At 60.7% G+C, this 13,852-nt stretch carries 10 protein-coding genes; 6 read left to right on the top strand and 4 right to left on the bottom strand.

The window, feature by feature from the left end:
- Nucleotides 1–30 precede the first annotated feature (30 nt).
- The 4 genes from AC27HQ_RS01475 (at nucleotide 31) to gcvP (ending at nucleotide 6,376) form a co-directional block, all read left to right on the top strand.
- Nucleotides 31–1,632: an ABC transporter permease gene (locus tag AC27HQ_RS01475; RefSeq protein ID WP_487154193.1), complete on the top strand. Its 1,602-nt coding sequence runs from the start codon at nucleotides 31–33 to the stop codon at nucleotides 1,630–1,632.
- A gap of 92 nt (nucleotides 1,633–1,724) precedes the next feature.
- Nucleotides 1,725–2,810, top strand: coding sequence for a glycine cleavage system aminomethyltransferase GcvT (gcvT, locus tag AC27HQ_RS01470; RefSeq protein ID WP_487154039.1), 1,086 nt, complete (start codon nucleotides 1,725–1,727; stop codon nucleotides 2,808–2,810).
- A gap of 29 nt (nucleotides 2,811–2,839) precedes the next feature.
- Entirely contained in the window at nucleotides 2,840–3,220 is a 381-nt protein-coding gene (gcvH, locus tag AC27HQ_RS01465) for a glycine cleavage system protein GcvH (RefSeq protein ID WP_487154038.1), read from the top strand.
- 270 nt (nucleotides 3,221–3,490) lie between these two features.
- The gene (gcvP, locus tag AC27HQ_RS01460; RefSeq protein ID WP_487154037.1) at nucleotides 3,491–6,376 is read left to right on the top strand and encodes an aminomethyl-transferring glycine dehydrogenase; all 2,886 of its coding nucleotides are present in this window, start codon (nucleotides 3,491–3,493) and stop codon (nucleotides 6,374–6,376) included.
- Here gcvP and creC read toward each other — a convergent pair.
- From creC to AC27HQ_RS01440, 4 genes are read right to left on the bottom strand one after another with little or no spacing between them, the layout of a single operon-like run.
- Complete coding sequence (creC, locus tag AC27HQ_RS01455; protein ID WP_487154036.1) at nucleotides 6,364–7,839, bottom strand: two-component system sensor histidine kinase CreC; 1,476 nt, start codon at nucleotides 7,837–7,839, stop codon at nucleotides 6,364–6,366. The two genes, gcvP and creC, sit on opposite strands and share 13 nt — an antisense overlap.
- Entirely contained in the window at nucleotides 7,836–8,546 is a 711-nt protein-coding gene (gene creB / locus AC27HQ_RS01450; protein WP_487154192.1) for a two-component system response regulator CreB, read from the bottom strand. The genes creC and creB overlap by 4 nt, the downstream gene beginning before the upstream one ends.
- Nucleotides 8,547–8,605: 59 nt before the next feature.
- Nucleotides 8,606–9,181: a class GN sortase gene (locus AC27HQ_RS01445; protein ID WP_487154035.1), complete on the bottom strand. Its 576-nt coding sequence runs from the start codon at nucleotides 9,179–9,181 to the stop codon at nucleotides 8,606–8,608.
- Nucleotides 9,178–11,178: a marine proteobacterial sortase target protein gene (locus tag AC27HQ_RS01440; RefSeq protein ID WP_487154034.1), complete on the bottom strand. Its 2,001-nt coding sequence runs from the start codon at nucleotides 11,176–11,178 to the stop codon at nucleotides 9,178–9,180. The genes AC27HQ_RS01445 and AC27HQ_RS01440 overlap by 4 nt, the downstream gene beginning before the upstream one ends.
- Before the next feature lie 157 nt (nucleotides 11,179–11,335).
- Between AC27HQ_RS01440 and AC27HQ_RS01435 the strand changes: the two genes are divergently transcribed.
- Both AC27HQ_RS01435 and AC27HQ_RS01430 read left to right on the top strand, forming a co-directional pair.
- Entirely contained in the window at nucleotides 11,336–12,913 is a 1,578-nt protein-coding gene (locus tag AC27HQ_RS01435) for a thymidine phosphorylase family protein (RefSeq protein WP_487154033.1), read from the top strand.
- Nucleotides 12,913–13,830, top strand: coding sequence for a ribose-phosphate diphosphokinase (locus AC27HQ_RS01430; RefSeq protein WP_487154032.1), 918 nt, complete (start codon nucleotides 12,913–12,915; stop codon nucleotides 13,828–13,830). The genes AC27HQ_RS01435 and AC27HQ_RS01430 overlap by 1 nt, the downstream gene beginning before the upstream one ends.
- Nucleotides 13,831–13,852: the final 22 nt, after the last annotated feature.

Here is a 13,852-nt window from a genome sequence, read left to right as displayed (position 1 = left end):
GACCTTGTGCCGCAGAGCCTGATCAACAACATGCCTCGCTGGCGCGCCGTAGCCTATTGTGCAGCCGCTCTGGTCATCATGCCGTTGATGGTCCTGCTCTTGAGCTGGCAAAGCCTGGATCTGCCGATCTGGACGCATCTGCTGCAGACGCAAATGGCCAGGTTGATCGGCAATACGCTGGTGCTGGTAATAGGTGTGGCTGCAGGGGTGCTGCTTCTGGGTGTCAGCCTGGCCTGGTTGACCAGTCTTTGCGAGTTTCCCGGGCGGCGCTGGCTGGACTGGGCCTTGATGTTGCCCTTCGCCATACCTGCCTATGTGCTGGCCTTTGTGATGATCGGCTTACTGGATTTCGCCGGCCCCGTGCAAAGTCTGTTGCGCGACTGGTTCGGCAGTGATTTCCGGATGTTCTCCATTCGCTCGACCGGTGGCGTGATCAGTGTGTTGGTACTGGTCTTCTATCCCTATGTCTATTTGCTGGCACGCAGTGCGTTCATGGCCCAAGGCCGCGGACTGATGGAAGCCGCACGGATTCTCGGACAGACACCCTGGCAAGGCTTCTGGCGGGTGGCACTGCCGATGGCACGGCCGGCTATTGGTGCCGGTACTGCCCTGGCGATTATGGAAACACTGGCTGATTTTGGTGCAGTCTCGGTATTCAATTACGACACCTTCACCACAGCCATCTACAAGACGTGGTACGGTTTTTACAGTCTGCAAACCGCCACGCAGTTGGCCAGTCTGCTGTTGCTCTTCGTTTTTCTGGCTTTGTATGTCGAACGCAGGGCGCAAGGCAGCAAAGGTTTCCCGGGCGTGGATCGCCCACGTCAGGGCGCGCTCTATAGGCTGCACGGCCCAAAAGCCTGGCTGGCAACCGGCTATTGCCTGTTGGTACTGGCAATCGCCTTCGTGATTCCACTGATGCAACTCTTGAGCTGGCTATGGTTCAGCGGTCTGGCCGATCTGGATAGCCGCTATTGGACACTTATCCGAAATACCCTGACGCTTGGCGCGTTAGCGGCGCTGCTGACGGTTACGCTGGCCATTCTGCTGGTGCTGGCCAAACGATTCCAGCCGATCCGGCGGGTGCGCAGTGCAGTGGCCATGGCTAATCTGGGGTATGCGCTGCCGGGGTCGGTATTGGCCGTGAGCATCATGTTTGCCTTCAGCTTTCTGGATAATCAGGTATTGATACCGCTGAGGGTTTGGTTGGGTAACGAGTTGGCGGCGCCCTTGTTACTTGGCAGTCTGTTCGCCCTGCTGCTGGCGTATCTTATTCGCTTTATGGCAGTGGCCTTTGGTCCGCTGGAAACCTCGCTGGCGCGCATTCGCCCGTCGTTGCCGGAGGCGGCGCAGAGTCTCGGTCAGTCTGGCTGGCGCGTGTTCCTGCGGATTTATCTGCCGTTGCTGGTACCGGGCATTCTCAGTGCGGCACTGCTGGTGTTTGTCGATGTGCTCAAGGAAATGCCGGCGACCCTGCTGATGCGGCCTTTTGGCTGGGACACCCTGGCTGTGCGCATTCATGGGTTGACCGCCGAGGGCGACTGGGCCAGAGCGTCGCTACCGGCTTTGACGCTGGTGTTGGTCGGGCTGATTCCCGTGATTGTGTTGATCCGCCGGTCAGCTCGGCGTTAATTGCTGGGCAAAAGCTGCAAATCCTTAGCGTTTATGGCTACAATTCGCACCTTTGTGAAGTCCCTTCTTTTTCAATCAAGCAGGTAGGCCGTATGGGTTTGCGCACGCCGTTGTATGAATGTCACCTTGCTGCTGGCGCCAAAATGGTCGACTTTGGCGGCTGGGACATGCCTTTGCATTACGGCTCACAACTTGAAGAGCATCATCAGGTACGCCGTGACCTGGGTGTATTTGATGTGTCGCACATGACCGTTGTCGACGTCGTCGGCAGCGAAGCCAAAGCTTATTTGCAGTACCTGCTGGCCAATGATGTGGCGCGCCTGACTTCCGCCGGCAAGGCGTTGTACAGCGGCATGCTGAATGAGCAGGGCGGGGTCATCGATGATCTGATCGTCTACCTGACCCAAACCGGTTATCGGGTGGTGGTCAACGCCTCTACCCGGGACAAGGATCTGACCTGGATGCAACGCCAGGCCGAGGCCTTTGCGGTGACTGTTACCGAGCGCGCCGATCTGGCCATGCTCGCGGTCCAGGGCCCGCGGGCGCGTGAAGTCGCGGCCTCGGTGGTATCCGATACTCGAGCCGCATTGATACATGATCTTAAAGCCTTTCAGGGCCTGGCCGAGGGTGACTGGTTTATCGGTCGTACCGGTTATACCGGTGAAGATGGGCTGGAAATCATGTTGCCCAATGAGCAGGCCGCTGCCCTTTGGGATGCGCTGCTGGCGGCCGGTTGCAAGCCCTGTGGTCTGGGTGCACGGGATACCCTGCGGCTGGAAGCGGGCATGAACCTGTATGGGTCGGATATGGATGAGAGTATCTCGCCGCTGGCCGCCAATATGGCCTGGACCATTGCCTGGGAGCCGGTTGAACGTGACTTCATCGGCCGCAAGGCACTTGAAAAGCAGCGTGAAGCCGGTGATCAGCCCAAGCTGGTTGGTCTGGTAATGAATGAGCGCGCCGTCCTGCGTGGTCACCAGAAGGTCGTTGTCGAGGGTGTCGGCGAAGGTGAAATCACCAGCGGCAGTTTCTCTCCAACCCTGGGTTGCTCCATTGCGCTGGCCCGTGTGCCCCGTGCCACCGGCGATACAGCGCAGGTCGAGATCCGTGGCAAGTTACTGGATGTGAGGGTAGTCAAACCCGGTTTCGTGCGTCACGGCCAGGCCGTATTCGAATAAGTTTTCCCTTTTTTGTCGAGGATTGTCCCATGAGCAATATCCCTGCTGATCTGCGCTACGCTGCCAGCCACGAATGGACCCGTCAGGAAGCCGATGGCACCGTGACGGTGGGCATTACCGACCACGCCCAGGATTTGCTGGGTGATGTAGTATTCGTTGAGCTGCCGGAAGTAGGCCGCACTGTCAGCGCCGGTGAGGAGTGCGCTGTGGTTGAGTCGGTCAAGGCAGCCTCGGATATTTACGCGCCCATCAGTGGTGAAGTGGTCGCCGTCAATGACGTGCTGGCAGACGGCCCGGAACTGGTCAACAGCGAGCCCTATGAAGGCGCCTGGTTCTTCAAGATCAAGCCATCCGATGCCAGCGAGCTGGACAAGCTGATGGATGCTGATGCTTACGGTGCGTCTATCTAACGGCCTCATCCGTGCCTCGGTAAACCTTGATCAAGCGAGTATGGGGTTGGCGCCGTTGACTTGCCCCTGTTCCAGACCCGCTGCAAGCACATCCCTGTGAGCTCGACGACGCCCGTCCAGGGCGTCGACGGTCTGGAACAGGGGCAAGCCAACGGCGCTAGTCTGGCTATGTGCAACTGATCAAGGTTTCCCATCCAATCTGTATCTGACAGGCACGGACGGTCCCGGAACATAACGATTCAGCCCTACATATTTTCAACAGGTGCCCCCATGAGCCGTACCCCAAGCCTTACCGATCTGGAACAGACTGACGCTTTCCTGCGCCGACATATTGGCCCGGATGCCGCAGAGCAGCAGGCCATGCTCGATACGCTGGGTGTTGACTCGCTGGATGCGCTGATCAACCAGACCGTGCCGCAAAGCATACTGCGCAAGGACCTGCTGGCTATGCAGGGTCCGCGCAGCGAAGCCGAGGTGCTGGGGTACCTGAAGAATGTGGCGAGCAAGAACGAAATCTATACCTCCTGCATCGGCATGGGCTATCACGGCACGCTGACACCGACGGTGATCCTGCGTAACGTGCTGGAAAATCCGGGCTGGTACACCGCCTACACGCCTTACCAGCCGGAGATTGCCCAGGGCCGCCTGGAATCGCTGCTGAACTTCCAGCAGATTTCCATCGACCTGACCGGCATGGAACTGGCCAGCGCCTCGCTGCTGGACGAAGCCACCGCCGCCGCCGAAGCCATGGCGCTGGCCAAGCGCGTGGCCAAGAGCAAGAGCAACCTGTTCTTTATCGATCAGGATTGCCACCCGCAGACCATTTCCGTGGTCAGGACCCGTGCTGAAGCCTTCGGCTTTGATGTGGTGGTGGATGATGTGGCTGATCTGGGCCAGCACGAGGTATTCGGTGCGCTATTCCAGTACCCGACTACCTGGGGCGAGATTCGCGATATCAAGCCGCTGATCGATCAGGTCCATGCACAGAACGGCCTGGCCTGTGTGGCCGCTGACCTGCTCAGCCTGGTCCTGCTGACCCCGCCCGGTGAACTGGGTGCCGATGTGGTCTTCGGTTCGGCTCAGCGCTTTGGTGTGCCCATGGGTTATGGCGGGCCGCACGCGGCGTTCTTTGCTACCCGTGACGCCTACAAGCGTGCCATGCCGGGACGGATCATCGGTGTATCCATCGATACCCGCGGCAACCGCGCGCTGCGCATGGCGTTGCAGACCCGCGAACAGCATATCCGCCGCGAGAAGGCCAATTCGAACATCTGTACCGCGCAGGTACTGCTGGCCAATATCGCCAGCTTCTATGCGGTGTACCACGGGCCGCAAGGGCTGAAAACCATTGCCCAGCGCATTCAGCGCCTGACGGCGATTCTGGCTACGGCGTTGGAAAGCCGCGGCATCAGTCGCCAGAACCAGCACTTTTTCGACACCCTGACCTTCAGGGTGCCAGGTAATGCCTCGGCCATCGTTGAGCGTGCGCGTGCGGCGCGCATCAATCTGCGCCTGATTGACGGCGAGCATCTGGGTGTCAGCCTGGATGAGACCAGCACTCGTGCCACAGTTGAAGCCCTGGTGGCCTGTTTCACCGGTCAGGGCGACAGCCTGGATATGGACGCGCTGGATGCTCAGGTCGCTGACGCGGGTCTGGGTATTCCAGTTGGCTTGCAGCGCCAGTCAACCTTCCTGACCCACCCGGTATTCAACAGCTATCACTCGGAAACCGAGATGCTGCGCTATATCAAGTCGCTGGAGAACAAGGATCTGGCGTTGAACCACGCGATGATCCCGCTCGGCTCTTGCACCATGAAGCTGAATGCGACCACCGAGATGATCCCGATCACCTGGCCTGAGTTCGGCCAGTTGCACCCCTTTGCCCCCTTGGCACAGGCCCAGGGTTACAAGGTGATGATCGACGAGCTGGAAGCCATGCTGCGCGAGATTACCGGCTTCGATGCTATCTGCATGCAGCCCAACTCCGGTGCCCAGGGTGAATATGCTGGTCTGCTGGCGATCCGCAAGTTCCATGAAGCCAATGGCGACGAGCACCGCAATGTCTGTCTGATTCCGACTTCCGCGCACGGCACCAACCCGGCCTCGGCGATGATGGCGAGCATGCGCGTGGTGCTGGTCAATTGTGATGACCAGGGTAACGTGGATATTGCCGACCTGCGTCAGAAGGCCGAAGACAACGCGGCCAACCTGTCCTGTCTGATGATTACCTACCCTTCTACCCACGGCGTGTATGAAGAGGGTGTTCGCGAGATCTGCGACATCATCCATAAGCACGGCGGTCAGGTGTACATGGACGGTGCCAACCTGAATGCTCAGGTGGCGCTGACACGGCCGGCGGATATCGGTGCCGATGTGTCGCACATGAACCTGCACAAGACCTTCTGTATTCCGCACGGCGGTGGTGGTCCCGGTATGGGTCCGATTGGCGTCAAGGCGCATCTGGCACCCCACGTGGCCAACCACCCGGTGGTGCCACTGGATGGTCCTAATCCGGCCAACGGTGCGGTCAGCGCCGCGCCCTGGGGGAGTGCGAGCATTCTGCCGATCAGTTGGACCTACATTGCGCTGATGGGCGCGCAGGGTCTGCGGCAGGCCACCGAGGTGGCCATTCTGAATGCCAACTACCTGGCCAAGCGCCTGGGTGAGGCGTATCCGGTGTTGTACAGCGGACGAAACGGCCGGGTGGCGCATGAGTGCATTATTGATATTCGCCCACTCAAGGCGGCGTCCGGCATCACTGAGGAAGACGTAGCCAAGCGGCTGATGGACTTTGGCTTCCATGCGCCGACCATGTCCTTCCCGGTGGCGGGTACGCTGATGATCGAGCCGACCGAAAGTGAGTCCAAGGCCGAGCTGGATCGCTTTGTCGACGCCATGCTGACCATCCGTAGTGAGATCAGTCGGGTGGAAAAGGGCGAGTGGACTGCCGAAGATAATCCGCTGCACAACGCGCCGCATACCCTGGCCGATATCACCGGTGACTGGCAGCGCAGCTACTCACGACAGGAAGCGGTGTTCCCGCAGCCCTGGGTCGCCGCCAACAAGTTCTGGCCATCGGTCAACCGCATCGATAACGTGTACGGCGACCGCAACCTGTTCTGCGCCTGCCCGCCGATCGAGTCCTACGAGTCCTGATGGCGTCTGGCCGGGGGCGCTCTGTCGAGCTGCTCCCGGGGCAGGATAAGGTCAACTCTGACACCCTGATCAGGCACATTGCATAACTGCACGCTACCCCGGTGCAGTTGCGCAACTTCACGTACCAGACTGAGTCCCAGGCCTGTGCTTTTGCGCTGACTGTCCGGGCGTGGCAGCGAATAGAAACGCTCGAATACGCGCGCAATGGCGTAGTCGGGTACCGCGGGTCCCTCATTCAGAATGCTTATCCGTATCTGTTGTTCGGCCGTCGGTTCTGCGCTGATCAGGATGCGTCCGCCGGCTGGTGTGAAATCAATGGCGTTATCCAGCAGATTGCTCAGGGCCTGCTCGAGCAGAAAGCGCTCGGCTTGCAACTGCACTTGCGCGCTGACCTGCAGTTCAATCTGTAGATGCTTGCGGCTTATCAGGCTTTGTTTGGCCTGCAGCTCCTGATGAAGCAGCGCGCGCAGGTCGAGTGCTTCAATACTGTCCAGGTGCTGACGCTTTTCCACGCTGGCCAATGACAATAGCCGGTCGATCAGCCGTTGCAGGCGCGCCGACTCGGCGTCGATATTGCGGGTAAAACGCTGGCGGGCAGCCTCGGGCAGGTCGTTTTCCTGCAGCAGCTCGGCGGCGCCACGGATCGCCGAGAGGGGTGACTTCATCTCGTGGGTCAGGGTATGCACATAGTTTTCCACATAGGCCTTGCCGTCGATTTCCTCACGCATGGCCTCGGTGGCCTGGGCCAGGCGGTCCAGCTCGGGTTCGCCCATCACCGGCAGGCTGGCCCGCTCACCATGCCGTACCCGCTCGACATAGTTGACCAGCCGGCGGATGGAGTGTGTCAGCCAGTAGGCGATGCCGCCGCCAAGTAGCAGCGCAGTCAGCAGAATCAGACCGCCGCGTTGCCAGAAGTGCGCATTGGCCAGGGTAATGAAGGGCTGCAGGCTGGCAGTCGGTTGGCCAATGCTGAGGACACCGAGCAAGCCGTCGCTGCCCATGATCGGCGCGGCCACATACATGTAGCTGGTGCTTTCGTCCTCGGGGTCGGTGCGGGTGGTGCGCGCGCCATATTCACCGCGCAGGGTCAGGGCCACATCACGCCAGTCGGAGAAGTCTTCACCAATCAGGCTTGGCTCCGGGTGAAACAGCACCTTGCCCTGATGGTCGGTGATATACACCAGCAGTTCGGTCTGGTTTTTTTCGCGCGACCAGATCAAGGCCTGCAGCGGGCGCTGCCGGTAGCGTGTCAGGGCCTTACTGAACGGCGAGCCGGGGGCAAAGCCGCTGTCCCAGTGCAGGGCGCTGAGCTCGGCCAGCAGGTGACTGCTGTCGACCAGCACCTCTTCGCTGGCCTGGCGCATGGAGGAGGGTAACTGATTGATGATGCTGTTGTAGAACAGCAGCGTGCCAACGCCGGCCAGCAGGAACCAGGCGATAAAGACTCTAAGGCCAAGACTCATTGACGCGCTTGCCGGCTGTTCAGGTCCAGGCTATAGCCGAGTCCGCGGTGAGTAACAATCGGGTCGTGGGCCGGTTCGATACGCTTGAGTTTGGCCCGTATGCCCTTGATATGGGTATCCACCACACGGTCAAAGTTCGCTGCGGGGTCGTCCCAGGCCGAGTCCATCAGTTGTTCGCGGCTCAGCACGTGTTCCGGGCGTTGCAGCAGGGTGCTGAGAATCAGGTATTCGTAGCGGGTCAAATCCAGCCAATGGCTGTGGTAACGGATACGCCGACGTTGTTGATCATGTTCAAACAGGTTTGCTGCGGCTTCCGTAGGCGCCGAGCTGCCTGTCGCGGGGCCGCGACTACGACGCAGAATGGCACGCACCCGGGCGGAGATTTCCCGCGGGCTGAAGGGTTTGACGACATAGTCGTCGGCACCAATCTCCAGACCGACAATCCGGTCGACCTCTTCCTTGCGGGCGGTCAGGAACATCACCGGGACCGTGGAAAACTGGCGAATCTGCCGGCACAGCTCAAAGCCGCTGGTGTCCGGCAAGCCGACGTCCAGTACCAGCAGATCGACCGGGTTGTGTTGCAGCCAGGCGAGTCCGTCCCGGCCCAGGTGACACCAGTGCACCTCAAAGCCCTCACTGCCCAGGGCATAGATTAAGGCGTCGGCAATGGCTGCCTCGTCCTCGATGATCAGTATGCGCTCGCCCATCTGTTCCGCTTCCCTGTTTGCCAGCGGCGATTGTGGCGGCAATAAGGCCTGCTGCGCAATCATGTTGGGGGCTCCAGCAGGGCGCTGACCACATAGCGCAAGGGGCCGCCACTGTGCAGCGAGGCGAAGGGGTAGCAGGTGACCAGGCGTAGTTCGGCCAGATCCTGATGGAAATGCATGCTCTGTTGCGAGCTGTCTACCACAGTCTGAACACTGACCCGGTAGGCATGGTCGTTACCCTGGAGATCCTGTAGGCGTAGCAGGTCACCGGCTTTGAGGTGCTGCAGAAAGGCAAAGTGGCTGTCCTGATGTCCTGCCAGCAGCACCGTAGCCGTTTCGCCGGGGAGTGCGCTGGCCGGGTGATGGCCCGGACCGAAGGCCAGGGCTTCACCGCTGACGCTGGCCAGCACATAGTGATGACGTCCACCGGGTTCAGTCAGCCGTGCTACCGGCCAGGTGTCGGCCCAGCGCCAGGGTTTGACTGGTTCGCCGGAGAGCAGGCTCTGCTCCCAGGCGTCGGCAATCAGGTATTGGGCCACAATGGCCTTGGCCTGCAGCCAGCATGCCTGGCCCGCCAGACCGGCGGCTGCCAGCAGCAGTACACCAGCCAGGCCATGACGCAGGCGCCGGCTCATGCTGCTTTCCTGCGCAGCAGCAGAGCACCCATAAGACCCAGGAACAGGGCCAGCAAGCCTTTCTGCAATAGCCCCAGCGAGGTTTGCGGGTACTGGTGGTCGACCGGGTTGCGGTTACCCAGCTCCTGGCTGTGCAGCGCTTGATCAGGCTTGCGAGCCGGCTGTTCATCCACGGCAACAAAGCTGGTGTAGGCGCTCAGCAGCCGATGCTTGAGGGCGACATCCAGAACCGCCTGGCGAAGCTGCTCGGGGTCTTGACCCTGGCTCAGCTGATCCATCAGCACCTCGATCTTCTGGCGTGCCCAGAGCACGGCTGCACCGGCATGTTGCTGCTCGACGGGCAGGCTGAGTTGCTGCTGCCAGGGCTCGGGCTGACGGCCATGCAGGGTCAGATGCGTGGGCATGCGGTTCAGTTTCATGGCAATCAGCAGTGGCTGGCCGGCATACAGGTCAGGCAGTTCCTGGGGCCAGTATTCAGCCTCAATGCCGGCCGGCAATTCCAGGCGCAGATCGGTCAGGACCGGGCGTTCGAGCTTCTCGAACAACAGCGCCATCTGGGCTTCCACTTCATTGGCGTGGGCGATGAAGTTGTAGCTGCCGCGGCCCAGCTCTGCAGCCTTGCGCAGCAGATAGCTGTTGGGTGCTGCACCGATGCCAACGGTAAAGAGCCTGGCGCGATGCCGACGACGCTCGATCAGGTTGAGGATATCGGCCTCGTTCCCCACTGAACCATCAGTAATGAAGATGATCTGGCGCAGAAACGCGGGGTCGCTGGGAAATGACAGGGCATCACGCAGTACTGGCAGCATCTCGGTGCCACCGTTGGCTTCCAGGCGGCTCACCCAGGCTTCGGCCTCGGCCAGGTTGTCGGCATTGGCCGGCAGCAGGTCACGGAACAGCATGCTGTGCTGGTGGTTGAATTCAAGGACGTTGAACTTGTCCTCCGGCTGCAGTCTGCTCAGGGCATAAATCAGGCTGTCGCGGGCTTCACGCATGCGTTCACCGGACATCGAGCCTGAGGTATCGATCACCATGATGACTTCCCGCGGCATCCGTTCAGTTTGCTCGGACAGATCGCCGGGTACCAGCATCAGTAGGGCATGCAGGTCACCATCGACACGCTCGGCAAACACATTGACGCGGCTGGATGGGCTGCCTTGCAGCTGCCAGTCGAGCACGAAATCACGATCCATGGGCACGGATTCGGCCGGCAGAACGATGCGATGACGGTTGCCATTGGACTGCTGTTGAATCACATGGCTGGGGCTGCTGAGGCTATCCAGCGGCTGTCCGGCATCCAGTTGAATGGACAGGATGGTGCGATGGGAGTTATCCGGCAGGCCGCTGCTGGGCAGGATCAGACCTTCCGGTCCTGAGGCCTCGGCCGCCACGGCGGGCACCGGGTTTTCTGCATGCTCAGCGGCCATGGGCAGGTAACGCGGGGTCATGGTTAGCGGCAGGCGCAGTGACAGGCGAGGGCCATCGGGGATCAGCAGCTCGGTGTACTCGAGACTCACCATAATGTCGCTGTTGGGATCAATGTTGGCTACCGAGGTGTTGAAGATATTGGGCCTGCGCTGCTCAACCAGGGCGGTGGACTGACCTCGGGCACGGGCCTGTTCATAGATCTGCCGGGCCCGTGCCTGCTCTTCGATACGGCCGACGATGCGCCGCTCGCCAATCACCATCTGCATGCCATGCACGCCGGAACGCTCGGACAGAGGAAAGGCGTACACCCCTTCGGCAAACTGGTCGAGGGTGTTGCGAAAGCGCTGCTCGACCTTGACGCGCACTACCGGGCCACTGATCTGCACATCAAAACGGGTTTCCAGCAGCATGGCAGGCTGCCATTCCTGATGCCCATCACCCCGCAGCAGTAATGCGCCGCTCTCGGCTTCGTTCAGCCAGGTGTTGATGTGTGCGGGTGCTGGGTTGGCGAAGCTCATGCGGCCCAATAGGCCCGCCAGCAAAATGATGTATCCAAGGGTTTTCAGCATGACAAGTTCTCCTGTGTTGTCCTGGGAGAGAGTCTCGCTGGCGAATTTGTGCTGATGATGTGGTTTGTGTGTGGAACTCGACTCTGTTCTGCGTATCAGAGCTTGGCACCTGCGCTTGCCGACGGGTACATTGAAGAAAATATCAGCAGGAACACCCATGAAAGCACCCGAATCAGCTGCCCAGTCACCGGGCACCAGCCCGCTGCTGGTGTTGCGGCGCGTGGGTATCGATACCTACAAGGAAAATGTGGCTTATCTGCACCGTGACTGCGAGGTCTATCGAGCCGAGGGCTTTCAGGCGCTGTCCAAGGTCGAGGTGCGCGCCAACGGTCGGCGCATTCTGGCCAGCGTCAACGTGGTGGATGACGCCTGCATTGTTGCTGCCGGTGAGCTGGGGCTGTCCGAGGATGCTTTTGCCCAGTTGGCTGTGGAGGAGGGGCATAGCGTCAGCGTCTCACAGGCCGAGCCACCGTTGTCGATCCCGGCGCTGCACCGCAAGATCGCCGGTGAACGGCTGTCCCGGGATGACTTTCGGCATATTGTTCAGGATATCGCCGAACACCGTTATTCCAAGATCGAGCTGACTGCCTTTGTGGTGGCCTGCAATCAGTCCGAGCTGGATCGTGAAGAGGTGTTCTTTCTCAGCGATGCCATGAGTCGGGTGGGGCGCAAGCTCGACTGGCGTGAACACCCAGTGGTCGACAAGCACTGTATTGGCGGGATTCCCGGAAACCGTACCTCGATGCTGGTGGTGCCTATTGTTGCCGCCCACGGCATGCTGTGCCCCAAGACCTCATCACGCGCCATCACGTCGCCGGCTGGCACCGCCGATACCATGGAGGTGCTGGCGCGGGTCGAGCTGCCGTTCGAGCAGTTGACCGAGATAGTCCGCGCGCACCGTGGCTGTCTGGCCTGGGGTGGGACCAGTGACCTGTCACCAGCCGATGATGTTTTGATTGCCGTTGAACGGCCGTTGTCGATTGACTCGCCGGGCCAGATGGTCGCGTCGATTCTGTCCAAGAAGATCGCCGCCGGTTCGACCCATCTGCTGCTGGATATTCCCATCGGTCCCACCGCCAAGGTGCGCAGCATGCCGGATGCCCAGCGTTTGCGACGGCTTTTCGAATTTGTTGCCTCACGCATGGGCCTGGCCCTTGATGTGGTGATTACCGATGGTCGCCAGCCGATTGGCAACGGCATCGGGCCGGTGCTGGAGGCGCGGGACGTGATGCGCGTGCTGGAAAACCATCCGGATGCGCCCAATGATCTGCGCCAGAAGGCCCTGCGCCTGGCCGGGCGCATGTTGGAGTTTGATCCGGACGTGCGCGGTGGCGACGGCTTTGCCATTGCCCGTGACATTCTTGACTCGGGTCGGGCACTGGAAAAAATGCGCGACATCATTGCGGCGCAGGGCATCAAGGCCTTTGATCCCGAGTATCCACCCCTGGCGCCGCTGAGCTTCGACGTCAAGGCGCCGACAACGGGCACTGTGATCGGCATCGATAACCTGCAACTGGCGCGCATTGCCCGCCAGGCCGGGGCGCCTCGGGCCCAGGGGGCGGGCGTCGATCTGCTGGCCAAGCTCGGCAGCCCGGTGCGCAGTGGTGATGTGCTCTACCGGGTCTACGCTGCCTTCCCGACCGAAATGGAATTTGCCCGCCAGAGCTGTGAGCGCGCCAGTGGCTTTCAGATTGGCGATGCGGCGGCGTTGCCCTCTGTCTTTGTGGAGTTCTGATGAGTGATCTTCTGCTGTATTTTGCCGACGAAGCGCAGCCTGCGCGGCGTCTCGCCGAGGCCACGGAACTGGCTGCCGCCGAGATCGACAGTCACCGTTTCCCGGATCAGGAGTTGCGTCTGACCCTGCCCTTTGCCGAGGATCAGGCGCTGCCACAGTCATTGGTGCTGTATCGCAGTCTGGATAGGCCCAACGAGAAGCTGGTGGAGCTCTTGCTGATCGCACGCCACGCGCGTCGCCTGGGTATCCGTCACTTGGTGCTGGTAGCCCCTTATCTGGGCTACATGCGCCAGGATATCGCCTTCAACCCCGGTGAAATTGTCAGCCAGACCATAGTCGGCGGCTTTCTTGCCGAGCTGTTTGATGCGGTGATCACCGTCGACCCGCATCTGCACCGTATCAGTCACCTGCGTGAAGCCATTCCGATTGAACAGGCCATTGCCCTGTCCGGTGCGCCCCGGTTGGCCGATCTTATTGGCCAGCAACGGCACGATCCTCTGTTGATCGGTCCGGATGCCGAATCTCGGCAGTGGGTGCAAAGCGCTGCCGCCGCGCTCGGTTGTGACTTTGCCGTGTGCAGCAAGGTGCGCAGTGGCGATACCCGCGTCAGCATTACCTTGCCGGATATTGATGTACAGGGCCGTGCTGTGGTGTTGATGGACGATGTGGCCAGTTCTGGCCGGACGCTGGCGGGGGCTGCCGAGCAGCTGTTGCGGGCGGGTGCCGCCTCGGTGGATGTAGCGGTCACCCATGCGCTGTTCGCTGATGATGCCTTGGCGGTGATTCGAGCGGCGGGCGTTGATCAGGTCTGGAGTACCGACTGTATTGCCCATGCCAGCAACGCGATTGCCATGGCGCCACTGCTGGCAGTCGATCTCCGGCGTATCCTGTTACAGAATAAGCCCCCCAAGGGGTGATGATCTGCGCCTGAACAGCGTC

It is taken from the genome of Halopseudomonas sp. 4NH20-0008, assembly GCF_057548395.1.
This window is presented reverse-complemented; position numbering and strand designations above follow the sequence as displayed.

Coding starts and splice junctions, on each gene's coding strand:
- AC27HQ_RS01475 (WP_487154193.1), top strand. CDS start 31: ATGCCTCGCTGGCGCGCCGTAGCCTATTGTGCAGCCGCTCTGGTCATC.
- gcvT (WP_487154039.1), top strand. CDS start 1,725: ATGGGTTTGCGCACGCCGTTGTATGAATGTCACCTTGCTGCTGGCGCC.
- gcvH (WP_487154038.1), top strand. CDS start 2,840: ATGAGCAATATCCCTGCTGATCTGCGCTACGCTGCCAGCCACGAATGG.
- gcvP (WP_487154037.1), top strand. CDS start 3,491: ATGAGCCGTACCCCAAGCCTTACCGATCTGGAACAGACTGACGCTTTC.
- creC (WP_487154036.1), bottom strand. CDS start 7,839: ATGAGTCTTGGCCTTAGAGTCTTTATCGCCTGGTTCCTGCTGGCCGGC.
- creB (WP_487154192.1), bottom strand. CDS start 8,546: ATGGGCGAGCGCATACTGATCATCGAGGACGAGGCAGCCATTGCCGAC.
- AC27HQ_RS01445 (WP_487154035.1), bottom strand. CDS start 9,181: ATGAGCCGGCGCCTGCGTCATGGCCTGGCTGGTGTACTGCTGCTGGCA.
- AC27HQ_RS01440 (WP_487154034.1), bottom strand. CDS start 11,178: ATGCTGAAAACCCTTGGATACATCATTTTGCTGGCGGGCCTATTGGGC.
- AC27HQ_RS01435 (WP_487154033.1), top strand. CDS start 11,336: ATGAAAGCACCCGAATCAGCTGCCCAGTCACCGGGCACCAGCCCGCTG.
- AC27HQ_RS01430 (WP_487154032.1), top strand. CDS start 12,913: ATGAGTGATCTTCTGCTGTATTTTGCCGACGAAGCGCAGCCTGCGCGG.